Annotated in this window: 23 protein-coding genes; 8 read left to right on the forward strand and 15 right to left on the reverse strand. The window is 51.4% G+C overall.

The window, feature by feature from the left end; all coding sequences use genetic code 11:
• The 6 genes from EL111_RS06985 to EL111_RS07005 all read right to left on the reverse strand — a co-directional run bounded on the left by EL111_RS06985 (position 1) and on the right by EL111_RS07005 (position 4,902).
• Positions 1 to 1,368: a DUF2075 domain-containing protein gene (locus EL111_RS06985; RefSeq protein WP_197717748.1), complete on the reverse strand. Its 1,368-nt coding sequence runs from the start codon at positions 1,366 to 1,368 to the stop codon at positions 1 to 3.
• A gap of 63 nt (positions 1,369 to 1,431) precedes the next feature.
• Positions 1,432 to 1,953 (reverse strand): hypothetical protein, encoded by a 522-nt coding sequence (locus tag EL111_RS10640; protein WP_197717749.1) that lies wholly within the window; start codon positions 1,951 to 1,953, stop codon positions 1,432 to 1,434.
• Positions 1,954 to 2,004: 51 nt separating this feature from the next.
• Complete coding sequence (locus EL111_RS06990; RefSeq protein ID WP_123796079.1) at positions 2,005 to 2,343, reverse strand: general secretion pathway protein GspG; 339 nt, start codon at positions 2,341 to 2,343, stop codon at positions 2,005 to 2,007.
• A 292-nt stretch (positions 2,344 to 2,635) separates the two neighbouring features.
• Entirely contained in the window at positions 2,636 to 3,367 is a 732-nt protein-coding gene (locus tag EL111_RS06995) for a phosphoadenylyl-sulfate reductase (RefSeq protein WP_123796080.1), read from the reverse strand.
• A 128-nt stretch (positions 3,368 to 3,495) separates the two neighbouring features.
• The gene (gene dinB, locus EL111_RS07000) at positions 3,496 to 4,554 is read right to left on the reverse strand and encodes a DNA polymerase IV (protein WP_123796091.1); all 1,059 of its coding nucleotides are present in this window, start codon (positions 4,552 to 4,554) and stop codon (positions 3,496 to 3,498) included.
• 30 nt (positions 4,555 to 4,584) lie between these two features.
• The gene (locus EL111_RS07005; RefSeq protein WP_123796081.1) at positions 4,585 to 4,902 is read right to left on the reverse strand and encodes a hypothetical protein; all 318 of its coding nucleotides are present in this window, start codon (positions 4,900 to 4,902) and stop codon (positions 4,585 to 4,587) included.
• A 372-nt stretch (positions 4,903 to 5,274) separates the two neighbouring features.
• On the opposite strand from EL111_RS07005, the gene EL111_RS07010 reads away from it, so the two are divergent.
• Together EL111_RS07010 and EL111_RS07015 are read left to right on the forward strand one after the other, a co-directional pair.
• Positions 5,275 to 7,059, forward strand: a complete 1,785-nt coding sequence (locus tag EL111_RS07010; RefSeq protein ID WP_123796082.1) for an assimilatory sulfite reductase (NADPH) flavoprotein subunit — start codon at positions 5,275 to 5,277, stop codon at positions 7,057 to 7,059.
• Positions 7,056 to 7,238, forward strand: a complete 183-nt coding sequence (locus tag EL111_RS07015) for a hypothetical protein (protein WP_123796083.1) — start codon at positions 7,056 to 7,058, stop codon at positions 7,236 to 7,238. The genes EL111_RS07010 and EL111_RS07015 overlap by 4 nt, the downstream gene beginning before the upstream one ends.
• 478 nt (positions 7,239 to 7,716) lie before the next feature.
• Here EL111_RS07015 and EL111_RS07020 read toward each other — a convergent pair whose 3' ends face one another.
• Positions 7,717 to 8,970, reverse strand: coding sequence for a mechanosensitive ion channel family protein (locus tag EL111_RS07020; RefSeq protein ID WP_197717750.1), 1,254 nt, complete (start codon positions 8,968 to 8,970; stop codon positions 7,717 to 7,719).
• Positions 8,971 to 9,148: 178 nt separating this feature from the next.
• Positions 9,149 to 10,180: a biotin synthase BioB gene (bioB, locus tag EL111_RS07025; protein ID WP_123796084.1), complete on the reverse strand. Its 1,032-nt coding sequence runs from the start codon at positions 10,178 to 10,180 to the stop codon at positions 9,149 to 9,151.
• A 387-nt stretch (positions 10,181 to 10,567) separates the two neighbouring features.
• Between bioB and EL111_RS07030 the strand changes: the two genes are divergently transcribed.
• From EL111_RS07030 to EL111_RS07045, 4 genes are all read left to right on the forward strand, one after another.
• Complete coding sequence (locus tag EL111_RS07030) at positions 10,568 to 10,777, forward strand: heavy-metal-associated domain-containing protein (RefSeq protein ID WP_123796085.1); 210 nt, start codon at positions 10,568 to 10,570, stop codon at positions 10,775 to 10,777.
• A gap of 261 nt (positions 10,778 to 11,038) precedes the next feature.
• Positions 11,039 to 11,488 carry a DUF411 domain-containing protein gene (locus EL111_RS07035; RefSeq protein ID WP_123796086.1) on the forward strand — a complete coding sequence of 150 codons (450 nt, stop codon included), beginning with the start codon at positions 11,039 to 11,041 and terminating at the stop codon, positions 11,486 to 11,488.
• Positions 11,489 to 11,546: 58 nt separating this feature from the next.
• Entirely contained in the window at positions 11,547 to 13,712 is a 2,166-nt protein-coding gene (locus tag EL111_RS07040) for a heavy metal translocating P-type ATPase (protein WP_123796087.1), read from the forward strand.
• Positions 13,713 to 14,063: 351 nt separating this feature from the next.
• Positions 14,064 to 14,911 (forward strand): IS630 family transposase gene (locus EL111_RS07045; protein WP_126325849.1). Its coding sequence is split into 2 segments (ribosomal slippage): positions 14,064 to 14,379 and positions 14,379 to 14,911, totalling 849 coding nucleotides; the frame shifts between segments, so codons are not numbered across the junction.
• A gap of 163 nt (positions 14,912 to 15,074) precedes the next feature.
• Here the strand turns inward: EL111_RS07045 and htpX are convergent.
• From htpX to EL111_RS07075, 6 genes are all read right to left on the reverse strand, one after another.
• Entirely contained in the window at positions 15,075 to 15,914 is an 840-nt protein-coding gene (gene htpX, locus EL111_RS07050) for a protease HtpX (RefSeq protein WP_123795915.1), read from the reverse strand.
• Between the two features lie 151 nt (positions 15,915 to 16,065).
• On the reverse strand, positions 16,066 to 16,506 hold the full coding sequence (locus EL111_RS07055; RefSeq protein WP_123795914.1) for a MerR family DNA-binding protein: 441 nt from the start codon (positions 16,504 to 16,506) through the stop codon (positions 16,066 to 16,068).
• Positions 16,507 to 16,913: 407 nt separating this feature from the next.
• Complete coding sequence (locus EL111_RS07060) at positions 16,914 to 18,359, reverse strand: LutB/LldF family L-lactate oxidation iron-sulfur protein (RefSeq protein ID WP_123795913.1); 1,446 nt, start codon at positions 18,357 to 18,359, stop codon at positions 16,914 to 16,916.
• Entirely contained in the window at positions 18,356 to 19,057 is a 702-nt protein-coding gene (locus tag EL111_RS07065; RefSeq protein ID WP_123795912.1) for a LutC/YkgG family protein, read from the reverse strand. The genes EL111_RS07060 and EL111_RS07065 overlap by 4 nt, the downstream gene beginning before the upstream one ends.
• Positions 19,054 to 19,833, reverse strand: a complete 780-nt coding sequence (locus EL111_RS07070; protein ID WP_123795911.1) for a (Fe-S)-binding protein — start codon at positions 19,831 to 19,833, stop codon at positions 19,054 to 19,056. The genes EL111_RS07065 and EL111_RS07070 overlap by 4 nt, the downstream gene beginning before the upstream one ends.
• Positions 19,834 to 20,136: 303 nt before the next feature.
• Positions 20,137 to 20,769: a LysE family transporter gene (locus EL111_RS07075; RefSeq protein ID WP_197717751.1), complete on the reverse strand. Its 633-nt coding sequence runs from the start codon at positions 20,767 to 20,769 to the stop codon at positions 20,137 to 20,139.
• Between the two features lie 88 nt (positions 20,770 to 20,857).
• Here EL111_RS07075 and EL111_RS10735 point away from each other — a divergent pair, with 88 nt between their 5' ends.
• On the forward strand, positions 20,858 to 21,385 hold the full coding sequence (locus EL111_RS10735; protein ID WP_162842992.1) for a hypothetical protein: 528 nt from the start codon (positions 20,858 to 20,860) through the stop codon (positions 21,383 to 21,385).
• A 93-nt stretch (positions 21,386 to 21,478) separates the two neighbouring features.
• On the opposite strand, the gene EL111_RS07085 is transcribed toward EL111_RS10735, so the two are convergent.
• A complete protein-coding gene (locus EL111_RS07085) occupies positions 21,479 to 22,549 on the reverse strand; it encodes an AI-2E family transporter (RefSeq protein WP_123795910.1) in 1,071 nt (356 codons plus the stop codon).
• A gap of 176 nt (positions 22,550 to 22,725) precedes the next feature.
• Between EL111_RS07085 and aroA the strand changes: the two genes are divergently transcribed.
• Complete coding sequence (aroA, locus tag EL111_RS07090; RefSeq protein ID WP_123795909.1) at positions 22,726 to 24,018, forward strand: 3-phosphoshikimate 1-carboxyvinyltransferase; 1,293 nt, start codon at positions 22,726 to 22,728, stop codon at positions 24,016 to 24,018.
• Positions 24,019 to 24,144: the final 126 nt, after the last annotated feature.

A 24,144-nucleotide genomic window follows, 5' to 3' on the forward strand; every position in this document is an offset into this window, starting at 1 on the left:
TTAATGCTTCAACTCTCTTAAACCAGCCTCAACCAAAAATTGATAAGTGTCATCATAAAAACATTTCGCTCGCGTTGGGTCGTCATCACTGCCTTCGGGAAGCCAGATTACCATGCCTTGTCTAGCGCGCGTTAAGAGAACGCGATACGCATTTTTTAAGTAATTTTGTGCGCTGGCTTGACACACGTTTTGCCATCTACTGCCTTTAAACGCGCGATAATTCCATTGCTGCGTAGTTGAATCGTAATAAAAATTACTGTCCCAGCCTACGCAAACCCAGTCCAGCTCAAGACCTTGCACGTCAAATTCCGTCGCAACATCTTCTAAATAATAAGACGATCGCACGTCATCATCGGTATTTAAAAACCAATGATTGACGTCTATTTCGTTTTTTACGTTCACACCAAGCGCTTTGAGGCGTCGCCCACCTGATGAAGCGATTAAGCCAAACCGCTCGCTGCCTTTAGCGCGCTGTTTTAACCACTGTTTGGCCGTCTGCAAATCGCGCGTAAGTACAATGGGATAATCTTGTTTAATTTGCTGATAAAGTGCTTGCGCAGCTTGAATGTCAGCGTCCAGCAGCGCATGAACAAATTCGGAGAGTTTTTCACAGCGAAAAGAGCGCACAGAAGTTGCCAAATGCAAAGCGGTTTTTTCGTGTCCGGTGCCAATCAGCCAGTCGGTCAGCTCTGGATTATTTAGATAATGTGCCTCTTTAATGATTTGTTCTGAAAAATAAACTTGCCATTTTGGGTAATCATTTTTTAATGCTGCCACCCATTCGCTAAGCCCCGCCTCACCTGTGTTAATTTCTTGCCCGCCGCCAATCAGGCAAACAATCACGCACCAGTCTTGGTGTCTGTCCATCACGTTGATTAAAAAGTGAGGTTCTGATTGTGAAAAATCGAGAAGTCCGCGTTTGCGCTGCATAAAGCTGCTGGTTTGCTCTTGATTCCATGCACGCTGCGCTTCGTCAAATACCACAACTTTTTCAGTGGGTACCGATGGATTTTTAAGGTATTCATCGCGAAAATGATGAATGTTTTGCACAAAAGCCTTGACGTGGCGCTCTGCCTCGCTCTTTTTGATGTTTTGATTTACAGCGGCATTACGGGTTAATGCTTCACGAAGTACCGAAACCAGCGGCCCATTGCCAGACAAAAACACGGCGTGTTCATTTTCGTCGGTTTTCAGTCGTTCGTTGGCGATGTTTAGCCCGGCCAGCGTTTTGCCTGCGCCCGGCACACCGGTGATAAAACAAATCGCTTTTTGCTTGTACGTTTTGGCCTGTTCAATAATCTGGCTGATACATTTTGCCGTCGTGGAAAGGTTTTCCGCCCCGGCGTCCGAGCGGGTGATTTCATGCACATCATGCCCGTGATATAAGGCTTGCGCGGCTTCTACAATCGTTGGCGTCGGCTTATAGCTGGCTTACTCCCACTGGCTAGGATTGATGGCCGGCTTGGTGTCAAAAGTGCGGATAAATTGGGCAAAATTATCTTTATTTAGACAGACCGCCGTTTTTAAATCCAGTGCTTCGGGGAAATTCAAACGAGCGTTTGGCGCATGCTCGGCCAGCAAAACCGGAATCAATGTTTTATCATGGCTGCCTGCATGAAAGTTTTTTAAATCCAAGGCATAATCAACAACTTGGGTAATGCCTTGGCGGTGGAAACTTTCGCTACCGATTTTAAATTCCAATACAATGATTTTATCGCCAATGATCAAAATATTATCCACTCGGCGCCCCATGCGTGGAATGCTAAATTCAAAATAAATATGCCCATCGATGCCCGCCAAGCCATTTTTTAATAGCTCAATTTGCGTACACCACGCATTACGCTGCGTGTCCTCCAAACTACGATTTTGGTGGTGCATGGACAATTTTCCCAGAATGTTTTCTGGCGATTCTTGGATAAAATTAGCAATGGTGTTTTGGTAATATGCGCGCATAATATCTTCAAAAATCAGGATATCTGGTTATCTTGGCGATAAAACCTAATATCAATGATGACACCGGCAATCATCAGCATGATGATGTTCTTGACAAGACGTTGCTGCTTCGCGCCAAGCATCGTCATCGCCTTCAAACTCTTCTACTGCATCAAATTCACCATTTTCTACCATTTCCACCAACTCTTCCAAAGAGTGCGCCCCTTCTACCCAAAAACACGGGATATCCGGTGGGGTATTCGGAGCAAGCAATGCGGCGATTCCATTATGCCAAGCTACCCAGTATCCGTTGGCAGTCTCGATAAAATGTGCTTCAGGGTGGATGGTTTCGTTTTCAGTATTGACCAGCATACGTTCAGCAACTGCTTTTTGATATGGCAGAATATTCATTTTCTTTCCTTAAAATCAAACCGGTTCATATTGTATCAGGCTGCCAGCGTAAAAGTAAAAATATGCGGTGTAAAGTATGTGCTTAATCTAAAACGGTAATCCTGCTTGCTGGGAAATCGGATACATGTGCAAATTTTTCATTGCATTTTTATTTTTCATGCAATGGGTTTAACGGTTTATTTTGTTCTGCTTTCAGCTTTTCGAAAAACTGCTCTATTCCATCAAATAAAACAGCGTTTACCCGACCTTGTTTAAGGTTTTTGTAAACGCTGTTTCAATCTTTGTTTTGTTTTTATTTATGCAAACCACATTCTTTGCTGTCTTTGCTTTCCCACCACCAGCGGCCGGAGCGGATGTTCTCTCCCTGCTTGACCGGACGGGTACAGGGTTCGCAGCCGATACTGGGATAACCTTGCCGGTACAAATCATTTAAAGGTACATCGTTTGCTTGTGCGTATGCCCAAACATCGGTTTCTTCCCAATCAAAAATCGGGTTGAACTTGGCAATATCGCGCGCATGGTCGTGTTCTTCAAAGGCCAGCTCGCTGCGTGTGTCGGACTGGCTGCGCCGCTGTCCTGTCAGCCATGCGGGAGCGGTTGCCAATGCGCGGTTGAGTGGTTCGATTTTTCTGATATGGCAGCAACGGCGGCGCAGTTCTACTCTGTCATACATGGCGGTTGCGCCGAATTGCTGCTCGAATTCGGCTGCATCGTCTGCTATCGGGTGGAATACTTCCAGTTTGATTGGGTAACGCGTATTGGTAGCGGCAATCAGTGCTTCGGTTTCGGCATTGAGTTTGCCGGTATGCAGGGTAATGATGCGGATTGGCAGTTGCAGACGGCATATCATGTCGGTAATTACCATATCTTCTACCGCAAGGCTGGAGGCGAATACGGCTTGCGGGAAGCGCTCGGCAATGATACGTAAACGCTGCTCTAATAAGGTTGTCCGTTCAGGAAGGCGTTGTTTGTCCGTATCGGCTACTTCGGGAATGGTCCACAACTGCGGGCGGAATGATGACATGGCGGTAATCCTGTTGCTTTTCGGGAATTTGCAGACGGCCTTTTGAGGGTAATGCCGTCTGCAAAATAAGGGTTTGCGCCATTGTCCGACTCTTGGGGTGAGAATGGAAAGAATACTTCTCTCTTTCTTTATAACCAAAGTGATTGTTGCTGGTTCTTCGGCAACAAATGGCTGACACCTATGCCAATCAGCCGGAATGCGTCTTCGGTTTGCGGCGGTACGCGCTGAGCCAAAGTATATGCGGCTTGCAGCAGTGCCTTGCTGTCAGGCAGGGCGGAGGAGTAGGTCAGCGAGCGGGTGATGATTCGGAAATCATGGGTTTTCAGCTTGAGCGTTACGCTTTTTGCGTCAACATTTTTACGCTGTATTTGCCGCCATAAATCTTCTGCCAAATGCGGCAGATGCTGGAGGGTCATTTGCAGGGGAATATCTTCAGGAAGGGTGATTTCGGTTGAAATCTGCAAGCGTTCGGCCCGCGGCTGCACCGGACGCTCGTCGATACCGCGTGCCAAATCGTACAGGCGGTATCCGTAGCGGCCGAAATAGTGAACCAGCTCCCCGCGCCCGAATCCCTTTAAGTCTCCGGCGGTATGCATACCGAGCGACTGCATTTTTTTCAAGGTAACCTTGCCTACGCCGGGAATTTTACCCAGCGGCAGTTTGTCTAAAAATGCGGGAACTTTTTGCGGAGGCAAAACAAATTGCCCGTTCGGTTTGCGCCAATCTGAAGCAATTTTAGCCAGAAATTTGTTGGGCGCGACACCTGCCGAAGCCGTCAGCCCTGTTTCTTCCAGAATCTCTGCCCGGATTGTGCGCGCCACTTCGCTGGCATAGGGAATATTTTGGAAATTTGCCGTTACATCAAGATACGCCTCGTCCAGCGACAAAGGTTCGATTAAATCCGTATGCCGTCTGAACACCGCATGGATTTGTGCCGAAACGCGGCGGTACAAATCGAAATGCGGCGGAATAAAGACTGCCTGCGGACAAAGACGCTTGGCGGTCAGTGCCGACATGGCCGAATGCAGGCCAAACTGCCGCGCCTCGTATGAAGCGGCACAAACAACCGACCTTGCACCCTCCCATGCCACCACCACCGGCAAGCCTTTGAGATGCGGCTGCTCGCGCAACTCTACCGAAGCATAGAATGCGTCCATATCGATATGAATGATTTTGCGTTCAGACATGGCAAGTGGAAACTTCAAACATTCAGCAAACTAGTGCAGCACCGCCATACCGTCGGGATTGACCGCCAACACGCCGTCTGTATTTCGGAAATACGCTGCCGCCTCGCTCGGCGAAACTCCCTGCGGTACACGGACGGCAATACCGTTGAAATTTTTGTACTCATACACGACTTCCACACCATAATCACGGGCAGCACGCAGCAAGGCCGCCTTTCCTGTTTCCGGCGTATAAAAAACAATCAGATTGCTACCGCCCCCAATATCCGCCGCCGTCCCAACCGGCGCATGCCCGCAGGCAGCAAGCATCAAAGCAACAGCAGTTGTATAAAATCTTTTAAAAATACCCATTGTAAGCCGTCTGCAAAATAAGAGTGGCAGTTTACCATTTTTCAGACAGTATGGCAGCGGCCTTTTGCCAAAGTAAAACATTTAAACCATATCAATCAAAATCTTATAAAAATTTTCTCAAGATAAAACCTTGCTGTTTTGCCGTTTGCGTTATAACAAAATTGCATTACAACCAAACAAACCATTCTTTCCTTTTTGCAGACGGCATGTATAAAGTAACGCCGACAAATTGCCGCAATACGGGCAAACCGATACCCTCTGTGAAGCAGCGGAAACAACAGGCATGATAATGCCGTCTGCATATCCGGCAGTACCTTCCCAACCCGATGCCTGATGCAATGTTCCTGCCGCTGCGACCAAAAAGGAAAACCCATGACCCAAGCCAATCCGCTTCCTGCTGAAATTTCAGCGCAACTTTCCACGCTTTCTCCTACCCAACTTGCATGGCTTTCCGGCTATTGCTGGGCGCAAAGCCAAGGCAATGCCGCCGCCAACATATCCGCCGCCTTTGCTGCCGAAGCGACCGCCCCTGCCGCCGCCCGCCGCGTAACCGTATTATCCGCCTCGCAAACCGGCAATGCCCGCCGCGTTGCCGAAACCTTGCACGGCAAGCTGGAAGAAGCAGGCATCACCGCACGCTTGGCCGGAGCAGCCGATTTCAAAAGCAAAACCCTGCCCGATGAAGACATCGTATTGTTGGTAACGTCCACCCAAGGCGAAGGCGAGCCGCCCGAAGAAGCCCTGCCACTGTACAAATTTTTGTTTGGCAAAAAAGCCCCCGACTTGAGCAAACTGACCTTTGCCGTATTGGGCTTAGGCGATTCTTCTTATCCGAAATTCTGCCAAGCAGGTAAAGATTTCGACGAAAAACTCGCCGCTCTGGGCGCAAGCCGTCTACATGATGTCGGTATTTGCGACTTGGAATATCAAACCGCCGCCGATGCATGGATTGACGCCATTGTTCCCAAAGTAACCGGACTGGCCGCACAATCCTCTCCCGCCTCTGCCCAATCTGTCGCAGCACAGGCAACCGCCGCTGCCGTGTACACCAAAGAGCAGCCGCTGACCGCCAGCCTGTCGGTACGCCAAAAAATCACCTCGCGCAATGCTGAAAAAGACGTAGAGCACATCGAAATCGACTTGAGCGGTTCAGGTTTGCAATACCAAGCAGGCGATGCCTTGGGCATATGGCCGCTGAATGCTCCCGAGTTGGTTAAAGAAATTTTAGAGTTAAATCAACTTTCCGGCAGCGAGCCGATTACGCTCCCCAACGGCAACGAAACCGATATTCAGACGGCATTGAGCGAGTTTGCCGACATTACCCAGATTACCCCCGCATTCGTACAGCAGTATGCCGAACTCAGTGGCAGCGCAGACTTACAATCGATTGCCGGAAATGCCGAAACATTGGATACCTTCCTTGCCGCTACTCCGCCTGTCGGCGTGCTGGCGCAATACCCGCACATTCTCGATGCACAAACCCTGTTCGGCTTATTCCGCCCGCAAACTCCCCGTCTGTATTCCATCGCCTCTGCACAAGACGAAGTCGGCGAAGAAGTCCATCTGACTGTCGGTGTCGTACGTTTCGAACACCACAGCAACACCTATACCGGAGCGGCTTCCGGCTTTCTCGGCAGCCGTTTGGAAGAAGGCGACAGCGTACGCGTATTTGTCGAACCCAATCCGCACTTCCGTCTGCCGCAAAACGGCAGCACCCCGATTATCATGATTGGCGCAGGTACCGGTATCGCCCCGTTCCGTTCTTTCATGCAACAGCGCGCCGCCAACGGAGACGAAGGCAAAAACTGGCTGATTTTCGGCAACCAGCGTTTTACAGACGACTTCCTCTATCAAACCGAATGGCAGCAATTCCGCAAAGACGGCCTGCTGACCCGCGCCGATCTTGCTTGGAGCAGACAGGGAGCGGAAAAAGTATATGTTCAGCATAAGATTACTGCCAATGCCGCCGAAGTATGGGCATGGCTGCAGCAAGGCGCACATCTCTACGTTTGCGGCGATGCCGGACGAATGGCACGCGATGTCGAAGAAGCACTGCTTGCCGTGATTGCCGAACAAGGCGGTCTCAGCCGCGACGAAGCCGAAGATTATCTCAACGACTTACGCGAAGACAAACGCTACCAACGCGACGTGTATTGACAAACAACCTCCCGTTATACGCCAAAGGCCGTCTGCATATGGCGCAACCCGCCGATTTGCAGACGGCCTTTTATCTGATTGAAACGCGCTCCATTCAAAATTGCCCTTTTGAAATTTTCAAGCCACCCCAAAACAGCACAGCCGATACCGGCCATCATCATCTCACATTATCCGCTTGAAGACGGTTTCACCCCCGACGGTCCGCCGTCCGAACAAAACCGCTGCATCAGACCATCAGCCTGCCGCTCAAACGTTTTGGCAGCATAGGTTTTTTCACACGTAACCATACAGCGTTACCGCGCTTTTCAAACTGATGGCACAACCTGCCTGCCGCACCGTATCCGCACCATCCGTGGCTTTGCCGCCTTGTTCCGTTTCGTGTTATCCAACGGTATTTTCCTGTTTTCCGTTCTTTATTGCGTGTGTTTGCAGGAAAGGCCGTCTGCAAATATAGTCGAATAAAATAAGAATGAGACAAGGCAGCGAAGCCGCAGACAGTACACATAGTACGGCAAGGCAAAGCAACGCTGTATCATTCTTATTTTAAATGACTATAAAAACACCTTGTACGGTTCAAATCGTACAAGGTGTTGCCTAAAATCACCACGGCAGCCGCCCTGATTGCTGACATGGTTTTATCTGCCGAAGCCGTGCAGACTATTGCCTGCGTTCGGGTCCGGCAGCCATCATGCTGAAATCATGGCCGGTCGGGTTTTGGAAGACGCGCAAACCAAACTCGCCGATAACGGCAAAGATATGGTCGAAAATATCCGACTGAATGGCTTCGTATTCGCCCCATGCCACAGTATTGGTAAAGCAGTAGATTTCCAGCGGAATACCGTTGCCGCTGCCTTCGGTCTGCCGCACCAGCAAGGTCATGTCTTTACGGATACGCGGGTGGTTTTCCAAATAATGCTTCAAATATGCGCGGAACGTGCCGAGATTGGTCAAACGGCGGCCGTTCAGGGGGCTGTCGCTGCCGATGGCGTGTTCGTGGTTGAACGCATCGATTTCCTGTTGGCGTTCGCTCAAATATTCTTTCAGCAAACGGCTCTGCGCCAGTTTTTCAATGTCCGCCTCGCTCAAGAAGCGTACGCTGGTGCTGTCGATGTAAACCGGCCGCTTAATCCGCCGTCCGCCCGATTCGCTCATCGCCTGCCAGTTTTTAAACGAATCGGAAATCAGCGCGTAAGTCGGAATGGTAGTAACGGTATTGTCCCAGTTGCTGACTTTTACCGTGGTCAAACCGATGTCGATAACCGAACCGTCGGCGTTGTATTTCGGCATTTCCAGCCAGTCGCCGATGTTCAGCATTTTGTTGGCGGAAAGCTGGATACCGGCCACCAAACCCAAAATCGGATCTTTGAACACCAGCATCAGCACCGCAGTCATCGCGCCCAAACCGCTCAATAAAAACAGCGGCGATTTGTTCAGCAGCATGGATACAATCAAAATACCCGCGCCGATGGCGGCAATCAGTTTTACCGTCTGCATCAGGCCGCGCATCGGGAAATGCTGGGCGATATTGCGGCGGAAGAAATAGGTTTCGACGGCACCGAGCAGCGCAAACAGCGTCAGCAGGCCGAAAATAATGGTGAAGATATTGGTCAGCGTCAGCAGAAATTCCTGTACGCCTCCCTGCTCCAGCCACAGCGATAATTGCAGAGACAGCAAAACGCCCTGTATGGTGAAGGCCAGATTTTTAAACAGCGATTTTTCCGCCAAAACCTGTAAAAACAAGATTTTGGACGATTGCATTTTCGCACCGATAATGCGGAATACCACCAAATGCAGCAAAATGTGTACGGCTGCCGTGGTCAGCGCAATCAAAGCCGCGATGGTCAGCGTCAACATCCAACCGCTATGCGGCAGGCCGTAGTTTGTGAGTATGGAAATCAAATAATCGTGCACACGTTCTCCTTATCCGTCGGATAACCGCCGGGGTGCGGTTACTGAAACAATAATAAAAACAAAGGGCACCACGATGCATTGCAGCATCATAATGTCCCGATACGGAATTGTACGGACAAACGGCCGGAAAAGTCAAACCGGCAGTTTAACCAAACAATTTGCGATTTTGCAGACAGCCTTAAACCTGAATTTCAGCACCTTCCTGCCCTGCTTCCGCCTTGCCCAGCGGCAGCAGATTCAGTTTGCCCATCAATATCCGGTCGCCGTCTTCATCAGGATTTTCCGTGGTCAGCAGTTTATCGCCGTAAAAAATCGAATTTGCGCCCGCCAAAAAACACATGGCCTGCATGGCTTCCGGCATATCCGCGCGTCCGGCGGAGAGGCGCACGAAACTTTGCGGCATGGTAATCCGCGCCACGGCAACCGTGCGTACAAATTCCGTCCAGTCCAAATCATCTGCATCGGCCAACGGCGTTCCCGCCACTTTGACCAACTGATTCACCGGCACGCTTTCCGGCTGCGGATCCAAATTGGCAAGGCTTGCAATCAAACCGGCACGCTCGGAACGGGTTTCATTCATGCCGACAATACCGCCGCAACACACCTTCAAACCGGCCCGCCGCACTTTGCCCAATGTATCCATACGGTCTTCATGGCGGCGGGTATGGATAATGTCATTGTAACGCTCGGGATCGGTATCAAGATTATGGTTGTAATAGTCCAAACCCGCCTGTTTCAACTCTTCCGCCATGCCTTCTTCCAGCATGCCGAACGTACCGCAGGTTTCCAAGCCCAAATCTTTTACGGCTCTGATAATGGCCGAAACAGCGGCCACATCTTGCGGTTTCGGGCCGCGCCACGCCGCCCCCATACAGAAACGTCCCGCTCCGCGTGCTTGTGCAATCTTGGCTTTGGCAACGATTTCATCAACATCCAATAATTGCTCCTTAGCCAAATCCGTATGATGGTGTGCCGATTGCGGGCAATACGCACAATCTTCGGGGCAGCCGCCGGTTTTAATAGAAAGCAAAGTGGAAAGTTGGATTTCGCGCGGGTTGAAATGCCGGCGGTGTACTTCCGCCGCCTGATACACCAAGTCCAAAAACGGCAAGTCGAACAATGCTTCAACATCGCATTTTTTCCAATAATGTACAGTCGGGTGCGGCTGACACGCGGTTTCACGACGCAAAGCTACGGGAGAAAGAGACATAAATTTTCCTTTATACCAGCAGTGGCACAATGACACTGACTACAAAACTGCCGGCACACTGACGGCAGCAGGGAAGCAACGGCATCACTTTTAAGACCATGCCGTCTGCAAAGAAAGTGTAACGCGCTTCCGAAAGAACTGTAAAGACCACGCCTGCAAGATAATCAAAAATCCCGTTATTCCTCCGAACACCGCTTAAAAACCTTTAAATCAATATAAAAAGCATTTTCCAATATCCGACACCTTAAGCCATCAATACAAACCATAAGGCCGTCTGCAAAATGCCGAATTTGCAGACGGCCTCCAACTGCATCATACTTGACCTTAACCCCACGTTAAGGTTTATCATCAACACATTGTTTCAATCCGAACGAAAAGGAAAGCATCATGGCAAACATTACTTTAAACATCGGCGGCATGACTTGCGGCGGCTGCGTGAAAAGCGTAACCCGTATTCTGGAAGGCGTGGAAGGCGTTGCCAAAGCCGAAGTCAGCTTGGAGCAAAACAACGCCGTTGTCGAATACGACGAAGCGCAAACCAATCCTGCTGCTTTGATTGAAGCGGTAGAAGACGGCGGTTTCGACGCATCGCTGTAAGCTGTTTTTCGATTTTCAGACGGCCTTTTCAGCATAAAGGCCGTCTGAAACCGATACGGGTAATATAGTCATTTAAAATAAGAATGATACAGCGTTGCTTTGCCTTGCCGTACTATCTGTACTGTCTGCAGCTTCGCTGCCTTGTCTCATTCTTATTTTATTCGACTATAAAATACACCCCGAAGCATGATTACTCGTTGATACACTGGGGCGCATCCTATCAAGCTGATTTGTTTACTGTTTAATTTACAGATATTAAAAATGAAACCGACTTTATCTTCCCGTTTGCAAACCGCCCTCTTCGGCCTGACTGCCGCCCTCAGCACCGCCGCCGTCCTTGCCGCGCCGCCGAATGCCACTCTGTATAAAAGCCCTTATTGCGGCTGCTGTGAAGAATACGTCAAATACCTGAAGCAAAACGGTTTTAACGTCAAAACCATCAACAAAGACGACATGAACACCGTGAAAACCCAATACGGCACCCGCAATGTGGCTAGCTGCCACACCATGCAAATCGGGCAATATGTAGTGGAAGGCCACGTTCCCGTTGCCGCCATCCGCAAAATGCTGAAAGAAAAACCGGCCATCAAAGGCATCGCCCTGCCCGGTATGCCGCCCAACTCGCCCGGCATGGGACCGGAAAAACCCGGCAGCCTGAACATCACAGCCATTCAAAAAGACGGTTCGGCCCGCCATTACATGAAACTGTAAATATTCAGACGGCCTCTTTCGGGGCCGTCAGCCCCTCCTATCCGAAAGGACGTGTACCGTGCAACAAAAAGTCCGCTTCCAAATCGAAGGCATGACCTGCCAAGCCTGCGCCTCCCGTATTGAAAAAGTCTTGAATAAAAAAGAGTTTATTGAAAGTGCGGGCGTAAATTTCGCCAGTGAGGAAGCGCAGATTACCTTTGACGACAGCCAAACCGACATCGCCGGCCTGATAAAAATCATCGAAAAAACCGGCTATGGCGCGAAAGAAAAAACCGATTTGCAGCCTGCCGCCGATGACGGTGCCGTACACATAGGCTGGCGTTTGTGGCTGCTGCTCGCCATCAATATCCCGTTTCTTATCGGTATGGCGGGCATGATGATCGGGCGGCACGATTGGATGATACCCGCCGTGTGGCAGTTTACGCTGGCCAGCATCGTGCAGCTTTGGCTCGCCTCTCCCTTTTACAAAAGCGCGTGGACCAGCATCAAAGACGGGCTGGCCAACATGGATGTATTGGTCACCATCGGCACAGTGGCGATTTACCTCTATTCGGCTTACATGATGCTCCACCACCGCGGCATGGGACACGACGGCATGGCGCATGTTTACTTTGAAGCGGGCGTGATGGTGATCGGTTTCGTTTCGCTGGGCAAATTTTTGGAACACCGCACCAAAAAATCCAGCCTCAACAGCCTTTCTCTAATGCTGAAACTCACGCCTCCGCAGGCCACCGTGCAACGCGGAGGCGCATGGGTGCCGCTGCCCCTCGACCAAATCCGAATCGGCGATTTAATCCGCGCCAACCACGGCGAACGCATCGCCGCCGACGGCACCGTCGAAAGCGGCAGCGGCTGGGCGGACGAAAGCCACCTCACCGGCGAATCCAATCCCGAAATCAAAACAGCCGGCAGCAAAGTGCTGGCGGGCGCACTGATGACCGACGGCAGCATTACCTACCGTGCGCAGCAGCTCGGCAGCCACACCCTGCTCGGCGACATGATGAACGCGCTTTCCGAGGCCCAAGGCAGCAAAGCACCGATTGCACGGATTGCCGACAAAGCCGCTGCCGTTTTCGTACCCGTGGTGGTCGGCATCTCAGTATTGACCTTCGCGCTCACTTGGCTCATCAAAGGAGACTGGAGCACCGCGCTCATGCATGCCGTAGCCGTATTGGTCATCGCCTGCCCGTGCGCACTCGGTCTGGCCACGCCCGCCGCGATTATGGTCGGCATGGGCAAAGCGGTGAAACACGGCATCTGGTTCAAAGACGCCGCCTCGATGGAAGAATCGGCGCACGTCAACGCCGTCATCCTCGACAAAACCGGCACGCTCACCGAAGGCCGTCCGCAAGTGGCCGCCGTATATCTTGCGCCTGAAAGCAGTTACAGCGAAGACGATTTATACCGCATCGCCGCCGCCGTCGAACAAAACGCCACCCACCCGATTGCCAACGCCATCGTTGCCGCCGCACACGCACGCAAGCTCAACCTGCCCGAAACCACCGGCGCGCAAACCGCCGTCGGTGCCGGCATTGCTGCCGATATCGAAGGCATCGGAGCGGTCAAAGTCGGCAAAGCCGATTATGCAGGCTTGACCCTCCCCGCCGGTTTGGACGAAGTATGGAACATCGCCACCATCGTCGCCGTATCGGCAGACAACCGCCCCGTCGGCGCGTTCGCACTGGCCGACACCCTCAAAGCCGACAGTGCCGAAGCCATAGGCCGTCTGAAAGCGCACGGCATCGAAGTATATGTCATGAGCGGCGACAACCCGGGCACGGTCGACTACATCGCCGCCCAACTGGGCATAGACCGCGCCTTCGGCAACATGAGCCCGCGCGACAAAGCCGCCGAAGTGCAAAAACTGAAAGCCGCCGGCAAAGTGGTGGCCATGGTGGGCGACGGTGTCAACGATGCCCCCGCGCTGGCCGCCGCCAACGTGAGCTTCGCCATGAAAGGCGGTGCCGACGTGGCCGAACACACCGCATCTGCCACCCTGATGCAGCATTCGGTCAACCAATTTGCCGACGCGCTGCTGATTGCGCGCGCCACCCTGAAAAACATCAAGCAAAACCTGTTTTTCGCCTTTTTCTACAATATTTTGGGCATCCCGCTCGCCGCACTCGGCTTCCTCAGCCCCGTGATTGCAGGCGCGGCGATGGCGGCAAGTTCGGTTTCCGTTTTGGGCAACGCCCTGCGCTTGAAACGGGTGAAAATCGATTAGTTACTCTCACCTTAACAGGATATGGCTGAATCACGCAGAATCAAACAAGAAACCAATCGGCAGTACAAACAATACCGGTCGGCGGATACGCTGTTTCCTCAGCTTGGCTAAGCTCCTTCGAGCAACGTATCCGGACAAGGCATCACAACGCTGTATCATTTGTCATTCCATCTCATAGACAGCCATCAAAACAGTATAGTCATTTAAAATAAGAATGATACAGCGTTGCTTTGTCTTGCCGTACTATGTGTACTGTCTGCGGCTTCGCTGCCCTGTCTCATTCTTATTTTATTCGACTATATAGTAATTTAAAAATAAAACAGTACAATTTTGATTTATTTTGAGTAAAAAATGGCATATTCAATAGATTTGCGGGAAAAAGCATTGAACCATTACAAGCAGTGTAATAACGCCAGCCAAACAGCCAAGACCTACGGCATATCAAGAAATACACTCTATCTTTGGATACAACTGGAAAAGCAAACAGGCAGCCTGAAACATCAAGTGAAAGGACAAAATGCTGCCAAGCTGGATACAGAAAAACTCAAACAATATGTCGGTCAGAATCCTGATGCCCATTTACATGAAATCGCCCAAGTGTTTAACTGCACAGCCCAAGCTGTTTTTTATGCACTCAAAAAGCTGGGTATCACACGTAAAAAAAGACCACCACTTACAGAGAACAAGACCCTTCGAAAGTAGCGCATTATTTAGCCCGATTAGCTCAATTTTCGGATTATCAACCGGTTTATTTGGACGAAACAGGATTCGATACCTATTTCTTTCGCCCCTATGCCCGCAGCCCCAAAGGGCAAATGGTTAAAACTAAGATAAGTGGGAAGAAATATCAACGGTTGTCATTGGTTGCTGCACAAATCGGGCAAAAACTGATTGCACCCATGGTTTATCAAAACACCATGACCAGTACTTTTTTTGAAGCATGGTTTGAAACCATGCTGTTACCTGATTTGCCACCAAAATCATTGATTATTTTAGATAATGCAAGATTTCACAGAATAAGTATTTTGCAAGAGATGGCACATCGTTGCGGACATGAAATTCTACCGCTTGCACCTTATTCTCCCGAATTGAATCCGATAGAGAAAACATGGGCAAATATTAAAAAATATATGCGTTCGGTTTTGCCCGGTTCAGATAATTTTACTGCTGCATTAATGTCCTATTTTTATTTTAATTAACTATAAAAAGAAAAAACCTGCAAAAAATGCAGGTTTTTCTCTATAAAATGCTTAACTCAAATGTATTGACACATATCAACCACAAAGGCCGTCTGCAAATCAGTATATTGAAATCCATGTTTCGGTTGCGCTGATTTGCAGACGGCCTTAATCATATTTCAAACTATAAAGCACGCAAACGGGCGATACGGTTGTCCAACGACGGGTGGGTACTCAACAGCGAATCTTTGCTGTCACTGGCAATGCCCATAGCGTTCATTTCCTGCGGCAAGTCGCTCGGCGCACCTTTCAGGCGTTGCAGCGCGGCAATCATTTTAGGCGCACCGACCAATTTAGCCGCGCCCGCATCGGCACGGTATTCGCGCTGGCGGCTGAACCACATCACGATGATGCTGGCAAGGAAACCGAATACGATTTGCAATACCATGCTGACCATAAAATAAGTGCCTTGCGAAGTCGAGCCGTCTTCATTTTTGGCAACCATACCGGAAACAATACGCGCCAAGAAGACGACAAAAGTATTGACCACGCCCTGAATCAGCGTAAGCGTTACCATATCGCCATTGCCGACGTGCGCCATTTCGTGTGCCAATACCGCTTCCACTTCATCGCGGGTCATGTGGTCGAGCAGACCGGTGCTGACGGCCACCAAAGAATTGTTTTTGCTGGCTCCCGTGGCAAACGCATTCGGCTCTGGAGAGTGGTAAATCGCCACTTCGGGCGTTTTCAGATTCCATTGGCGCGCTTGTGCCTCAACAGTAGCCAGCAGCCATGCTTCTTCTTCGCTGCGCGGTTGGGTAATGACTTCCGCACCTACCGAATTTTTGGCAACGGTTTTCGACATCAGCAGCGAAATAATCGAACCGCTGAAACCGACTACGGCGGAAAATGCCAGCAGACTGGCCGTGTCATCGGTACTGTTGATGCCTAAAACCGCCAATACGATGCGGATAACAATCAAGACGGCAATATTGGTAGCGATGAAGAGAAATATGCGTTTCACCGGTTTTATCCTTTTGGTATGGTTTATGGTGGTATCCGTATCGTCAACTTTGGCACGATACGGTGGCATATTGTCGCAAAAAGCGTCAAATGCGTGAATAAGCAAATAAGAAAAGCTATGCAAAATATCGGCAAGCGATTAACAAATCACGTTATCCGTCAATGGCTTTGCAAGATTGTGCATCATCATTCCGACCGGCACAGACAGGAGCAGCCAAGCCATCCAGAATCGGACAATCAGAAATTCCGCTACCCGAACATTGGTGATACCACCCTTCAATCAGACGGAGCATCGCCTGCATTTTGGCAATTTCGTCATGCAGTCTGGCAATATGCCGTCCCGTCAGCGATTTGACTGCTTCGCTGGTGCGGTTTGGATTGTCGGATAATGCCAGCAAGTCTTTAATGTCATGAAGCGGAAAGCCGACCTGTCTGGCATGACAGATAAAATGCAGACGTTTGATGTCGCTTTCTTGGTAAAGGCGGTAGCCGTTTGCGCCGCGCGAAGGCTGCCGGATCAAACCGATTTTTTCATAATCGCGGATTTGTTTGGCAGAAAGTCCTACCGTCTGCGCTGCTTGGCTGATGTTCATGTTTGTGCTTTCGGGTTATATGCGTTTTGTCTGGAATCGGGCGTTAACGGAGCCATACAGTCGGTTCGTCCGATTGCATTGTTTCCCTGCCATCGGAAACTGATGCCGATAATCTTGTTATGCTTTTTGCTACCGAGTGCGTTTTCGGGCAAATGCTTCCATTGAAAATCAAGCATCACAGAATGTCGGCTGCCTTCTGCTCAAAAAGCCCAAACAAACTGCCAAAGCGGAAAATCCGCCATTCCGTAGGATTCATACGGTTTGCGGCACGGCCTCATGCTGTGTTATCCGGCTATATTGTTGCCGACTGCCGCCGACAGGCCCTAAATGGAGAAAAAGGCCGTCTGCAAAACCGATGATGGATTTTGCAGACGGCCTTCCGTATGCATGGACGATGGGTATAGGAATCAGCGGTTACGCAGTTTTTCCGCCATCAGTTCGTGCAGGGTTTTCTTGGCAGGTTTCATCGGTACGCGGTTGTCTGTCCAGCCAAGCTGTTTGCTCGGTGTCAGGGCGCGGAAGGTGGTCGCTGCCCAGCCGAATGCGCGGTAGGCTTTTTTGCCGCTGAAGATGCCGTTGAATGTGCGCCATGCCAACTGTTCGCCGAAGGTATGGGACGCACCTTGTCCGCGAATCGGATACGGTACTTTTTCGTTCGGATCGCGCTGGGCTTCTACACGCAGACGCTGCATTTGCTCGGTAATCGGAATGCGTACCGGGCAGACTTCCACGCAGGCGCCGCACATAGAACAAGCGGTCGGCAGGTCGCGGGTGGCGTCCAAGCCCAACAGGTGCGGGGAAATAATCTCACCGATGGGTCCGGGATAGGTGGTGCCGTATGCCGCGCCGCCGATGCGGGTATAGACGGGGCAATGGTTCATACACGCACCGCAACGGATACATTGCAGGGTACGGCGCATTTGTTCTTCAACATAGGCTTGGCTTCGGCCGTTATCAAGCAGCACCAAGTGCATTTCCTGCGGACCGTCCAACTCTTCGCTGCGGCGGGGGCCGGTAATCATGTTGAAGTAAGTGGTAATGTTTTGTCCGATGGCCGAGCGCGGCAGCAGGCTGTACAGCGGCGGAACGTCCGACAATTTGGCCACGACTTTTTCAATGCCGGTAATGGCGATATGCACGGGCGGCACGGTAGTCGAAAGGCGGCCGTTGCCTTCGTTTTCGACCAGACACAGCGTACCGGTTTCCGCAACGGCGAAATTAACGCCGCTCAAGCCGACATCGGCCGTACGGTACACGTCGCGCAAGGCTTGGCGGGCAATGCCTGTCAGCTCGTCCACATCATCGGTAAGCGGTGTGCCGAGGTTGTTGTGGAACAGCTCGCTTACCTGCTCTTTGGTTTTGTGAATGGCGGGCATAACGATGTGGGTCGGCTTTTCGCCTGCCATTTGCACGATGTATTCGCCCAAATCGCTTTCAACCGCTTTAATGCCTTTTCCTTCAAGATAATGGTTCAGCTCGATTTCTTCGCTGACCATAGACTTGCCTTTAACCACCAGCTTGCCGTTTTTATCGGTAACGATGTTGTGGATAATCCGGCAGGCTTCATCGGGGGTTTCCGCCCAATGGACTTTTACGCCCAAACGGGTCAGGTTGTCTTCAAGCTGCTCCAAAAGCTGCGGCAGTTTGGATAGGGAACGCTGGCGGACGTGTTCGCACAAATCGCGCAGGTTTTGCAGCTCTTCTTCGTCGGTCAAAACAGCCTTGCGCTTGGTCATCAGCATATCCATAGCGGTACGCAGGCTTTTACGCAAGGGTTTGTCCTGCAGGGAAATGGCACTGTTTTGCTTGAAGGTTTCCGGTTTCATATGAAATTGGATGGTTTGCGTACTCATGCTTTGTCCTCCAAGTCGGCAGGGGAAATATGGTCGGGCAGCAAGGCCAAAACCACCAAATCGCGCGGGCCGTGTGCGCCGAAGGCAAGCGTCAGCTGGATGTCGGCGGTTTTGGAAGGCCCTGAAATCAGAATCACATTGGTCGGCATACCGTTTTCCACCAGTTTCTGACCCTCTGCCGCATCATGAAATTCGTTATACATTTTTGCCGCGTCAAACAGGCAGAAGTGCACCGGCGGTACCAAACTCAAACTGCGCGGCTCTTCAGGGCTGGAATACAGCATAATCGTGCCGGTACGGGCGATGCCGCACTCGGAAGCGGTAAAACCCGCTTCGATTTCGGCGAAAAATTCGTCTTTCCAACCGTCAATCACGCGGTCGAAGCCGCGCGTTTCGATATTGGCCGCCTGCAAGGCCGTCTGCGCTTTTTTGCCGTGTTCTGTTGTCAGCGGCAGCAGCATATTGCGAAGACCCTTTTCTTGTGCGACTTGGCACATAATCTGCGGCCAGTTTTCCTCCGTTACCCAGAAGATTTCGGTTTTGACCGCACGCATGGCTGCCGCCCAATGTTTCAAACGGCTGACATCGTCTGCCCAAGCCATGCCGCCGCGCTGATAGTATCCGGCGGTATCCGGCTCTGCCATCGGGTAGGCATCCGCCTGCTTCAATTTGTTCAGAATATTCTCGCGCGCGCTCATGCTTTACCTCCGGTACGCTCTAACAGGAAAGTCGCGATGTGTTTCGGCATCGGCATATCCGGTTCGTCTTTGGCGATTTTGCCGCCGATGTTCATCATGCAGCCGCAGTCGGCGCTGATGATTTCGGTAGCGCCGGTATCTTTCAGCGCGGCGACTTTGTCGGTTACCATCGCGCCGGAGATGTCGGGGTGTTTGACCGAGAATGTGCCGCCGAAGCCGCAACATTCGCTTTCGTGGTCGTGGACGATGCGCTCGACATTCGACATGCCGTCAATCAACTGCCAGCCGGAGAGGTGTACGTTCATTTCGCGGCGGGCGGCGCAAGAGGTATGTACGGCAACTTTTACCGGTTCGCCTTTGTCTTCAGGCTGATAGCCGATGGCAATCAGGAAATGGGTAAATTCGATGACCCGCTCGGCGATGTCGTTGGCCTTCTGCTCGTAAGGCGTGCCTTTAAACATTTTCGGCCAGTGGTGTTTCATCATACCGCCGCAAGAGCCGGAAGGCACGACTACCGGCCAGTTTTCAGGGAACAAGTCGAGTTGGGCTTTGGCAACTTCAAAGGCCTCTTCCGGATGACCGGAGGAATAGGCAGGCTGGCCGCAGCAGCTCTGCCCCATCGGAAAATGGGTGCGGATGCCCTGCTGCTCAATCAGGGTCATAGCGTCCATGCCGGCTTCGGGCATGAAAATATCGAGAACGCAGGTACCGAAAAAGTAAGCATCTGTCGGTACGCTGTCGTAGCGGATAATGGGAGTGGGAGTTTGTGCGCTCATAATTATGCAGAACCGGTATGCCGGTTTTCATCAGTAAAAAATCAACGATACTTTAAGTAATTGGCTGTAACGGGTCAAGTCTAATTTTAAAAAATCATTCAATTCCCACTGCAAATCGCCTAAAAAGCAGACGGCATAATAATTCAATATTTTTGAGAATAGACTTTATTATTGTTTCATATTTTTTGTTTAAATTTAAACAATTCATGCCGTCTGCAAAACCGCCCCTTTATCTCCTTCACTTTTTCACCGCCAAGCCGAACAAAAAAGCCGTCTGTCATTGATTTACAGACGGCTTTTTCATCATTTCAGCCATATCCCTGCCAACAAATACGCACCGAATCCTAAAAACAGCACCCCCGCAGCATTGTCCAGATACCTGCCGTAGCAACTGTAAAACCGTTTGACGGCACCGCCGGAAAACAACACCGCCACCATCATAAAATACAGCAGTGTTTCCACAAAAATCAGCAGCAATACCGCCACAATCTGCCACCATGCGGCCACTTCTGCCAAAACGACAGACATCACGCTGCTGAAATACACCACCACCTTGGGATTGGACAAATTAACCAGCAGTCCTTTTTTGACTTCACCGCACCAATCAACTGCCGTTTCCTGTTCCGCCCCGTAACGCCCGTCTTCCGGAAAAATGGTATGCGCACGCACCCCCAGCATTTTCCAACCCAAATACATCAGGTACACGCCGCCCGCGCACACCAGCACCGCTTCCACCGCCGGAAACGCCCGAAACAGCAACACCAGCCCCAAGATAGTCGCCACCGCCCAAGCCATGACTCCGACCACAATACCGCAAACCGCCGCCACCGCCTGCCTGCGCCCGAAACGTGCCGCCGTGCGCGTAATATAGAAAAAATCCGGGCCGGGGCTCATCAACCCCAAAAGATGAATCCATGCAATATGCCAAACCATCATAATCCGCGCCAGCCTTCGGTACATATCCAAGCAAATCAAGGTTCGCTATAATAACACGGTTTATCTGCCTACCCATAGGATTGCGACCATGAAAAGACTCCTGCTCCTTGCCCTTCCCGCGCTGCTGGCAGGCTGCGACGGCAATAGCGACAGCACACAGCAAACCGAAATCCCTGCCGCACCTAAGCCGGTATTCAAAGTCAAACACATCGACACCACCGCCATCGAAGGCTTGGCATTAACCCCATCCGGCAGCAGCCACGATGCAAAAGAACAGGCGAGCTACCAAATCAACGGCTTGGGCAACGACAACTACATCGTCCTGAGCGGCAAAAACCTGAGCGATTTGGAAACTGTCCGCGGCAAATGTATGGAAACCGATTCTTCCGCCCAGAAAACCGGTTGGCCGGCAAACGGAATCTGCCATACCCTGTTTGCCCGCTTGGTTGGCAATGTTGCCGAAGATGCCCCCGCGCTGACCGCCTACCTGATCGAACACGCCGGTTTGCAGCCTTACCAAAGCGGCAAAAGCGGTTATGCCGCCGTTCAAAACGGCCGCTACATCATCGAAGCCGACAGCGAAGGAATGTTTTTCTTCCGCCGCCGTCATTATTGATTTCCGTTTTCCCAAGCAAAAAGCCAAGCATTCCGGCTTGGCTTTTTGCTATTTTGCAGACGGCCTGTGCCGTCTGCAAAACGCTTCCCGTATCTAACGGTGGCGGTAAAAATGGCTGCCGAAATAGGCCGAGGCTCCCTCCCGCAACAACACCAGCGTAACAGCCGCCAACGGCAGGCCAATCAACATACCGACAAAGCCCATCAACTGCCCAAACGCCATTAATGAGAAAATCACCCAAAAAGGCGACAAGCCGATACGGTCGCCGACAATCTGCGGCGTAATGAAGAAGCTCTCCAAAAACTGCCCCACTGCAAATACGCCCCACACCATCAGCACACCCGGCCACGCACCAAACTGCAATACAGCAGCAACCGTTGCCAACAGTAGGCCCGTAAACGCCCCCAAATACGGAACAAATACCAAAATACCGGCAATCATGCCGATGGCAAAGCCCGAATCCAAGCCGACCAGCATCAAGCCCAATCCGTACACCAAGCCCATAACCAGCATAACGGTCAACTGTCCGCGCAGAAACTCGCCCAACACCTCGTCCATATTGCCGGTAATGCGTACATAGCTGTCTAAAAAACGACGCGGTACCAATGCCCGAATACCGGACGACCAACGCTTCCAATCCAGCAGAAAGTAATACAGCAAAAACGGCAGCAGCAGGAAATTGCTGACCCCGATGACCACATTGCCGCCCTGCTTCATCAAAGTCGGCATCACCGTTTTCAAGGTATTGGCCAGCTCGCCCGTATGAGACTGTAACCACGCCACAATCGAGGCCGTATCCAACTCAATATAGTTGCCGCCCACCCGCATCAGCCACGGCAGCAGCGTATTTTGAACGAAACCGACAATCTGCGGCAGCCTTCCGATTAAGTTGTTAAACTGCCCGATCAGCATCGGCACAATAATCAGCACCAAAGCCGTCAGCACCGCCAGCGACAACACCATGACCACCATCGAAGCCAACCCGCGCTTAAAGCGGCGGCGTTCCAGCTTTTCCACCAGCGGATTCAGCACATACGCCAACACCGCCGCCACGATAAACGGCGTTAAAATATCGCCCAAAGCATACAGCAGCCACACAAAACCGGCGATAACCGCACCCATCACAATCCACGGCTTCGCACCGCGCGCTCTTTTCTGATACATCGTTTTACCGCATAGCATTACATGAAAGAACCACAGTATAGCAGAATAACAGAACCGTCATGCCGTCTGCAAAACACTCCTCCCTTTCGGTTTCCAGACGGCATTCAATATGCGTATAATGCGGTTTCGTACCAAAACTTATCCGATTTCCCCGTATCCATCACAAAAGAGAAAACATGACTGAATCCATCCGCCTGCCTGCCGCCCAACTCAAGCCCTCAACCGTAGCCCTGCCGGGTTCCAAAAGCATCAGCAACCGCACGTTGCTGCTGGCCGCATTGTCCGACAATATCTGCGAAATCCGTTCGCTGCTCAAATCCGACGATACCGACCGTATGCTGGAAGCCTTGGAAAAACTGGGTGTCCGTATTGAATTTTTGGAAGAAGGCCGTCTGCAAATCCAAGGTACGGGCGGACGTTTTCCCAACCGTTCGGCAGATTTGTTTTTAGGCAACGCGGGGACGGCGTTCCGCCCGCTGACGGCGGTGTTGGCGGTATTGGGCGGCGATTACCATTTGCACGGCGTGCCGCGTATGCACGAGCGTCCGATTGGCGATTTGGTCGATGCGCTTCGTACGGCCGGTGCCGATGTCCGCTATTTGGGCAATGAAAACTATCCGCCGCTGCAAATCAACGAACGCAGCGACAACGGTGTGCACGAAATTCCGATTAAAGGCAATGTGTCCAGCCAGTTTCTGACCGCGCTGCTGATGGCTCTGCCGCTGACCGGCGAGGCGTTTGACATCCGTATGGTCGGCGAGCTGATTTCCAAACCTTACATCGACATTACGCTGAAACTGATGGCGCAGTTCGGCGTGCATGTCGTCAATGAAGATTACCGCGTGTTCAAAATCCCCGCCGGTGCGCGTTACCATGCGCCGGAAGTGTTGCATGTCGAAGGAGATGCCTCCAGCGCGTCTTATTTCCTCGGGGCGGGCTTGATTTCCGGTGCGCCCATCCGCGTAACCGGCATCGGTTTGAACAGCATTCAGGGCGACGTGGCTTTTGCGCGCGAGTTGGAAAAAATCGGTGCCCATGTGGTTTGGGGCGACAATTTCATCGAAATTTCCCGTCCGGCGCATCAAAGCGTGCTGCCGTTTGACTTGGATGCCAACCACATTCCCGATGCCGCCATGACCTTGGCCGTGATTGCGTTGGCCAGCGGCAAACCCTGTACCCTGCGCAACATCGGCTCGTGGCGCGTCAAAGAAACCGACCGCATTGCCGCCATGGCAACCGAACTGCGCAAGCTGGGTGCGGAAGTGGTGGAAGAGCCGGAAGCCATCTATATCACGCCGCCCGCCGCATTAAAAGCCGATGTGGCGATTGACACTTACGACGACCACCGCGTCGCCATGTGTTTCTCATTGGTATCGCTGCTGGGTACGCCGGTAATCATCAACGATCCAAAATGTACCCACAAAACCTTCCCGACTTATTTTGAAGTGTTTGCTTCGATTACGGAATAATCCGCATCACGCAAAAGCCGTCTGCAAAATACAGCACCGCAACAAGGGCTTGCTCTATTTTGCAGACGGCTTTTCTTCTTGCTATAGTCATTTAAAATAAGAATGATACAGCGTTGCTTTGCCTTG

This window comes from Neisseria animalis, assembly GCF_900636515.1.
Classification (GTDB): Bacteria; Pseudomonadota; Gammaproteobacteria; order Burkholderiales; family Neisseriaceae; genus Neisseria; species Neisseria animalis.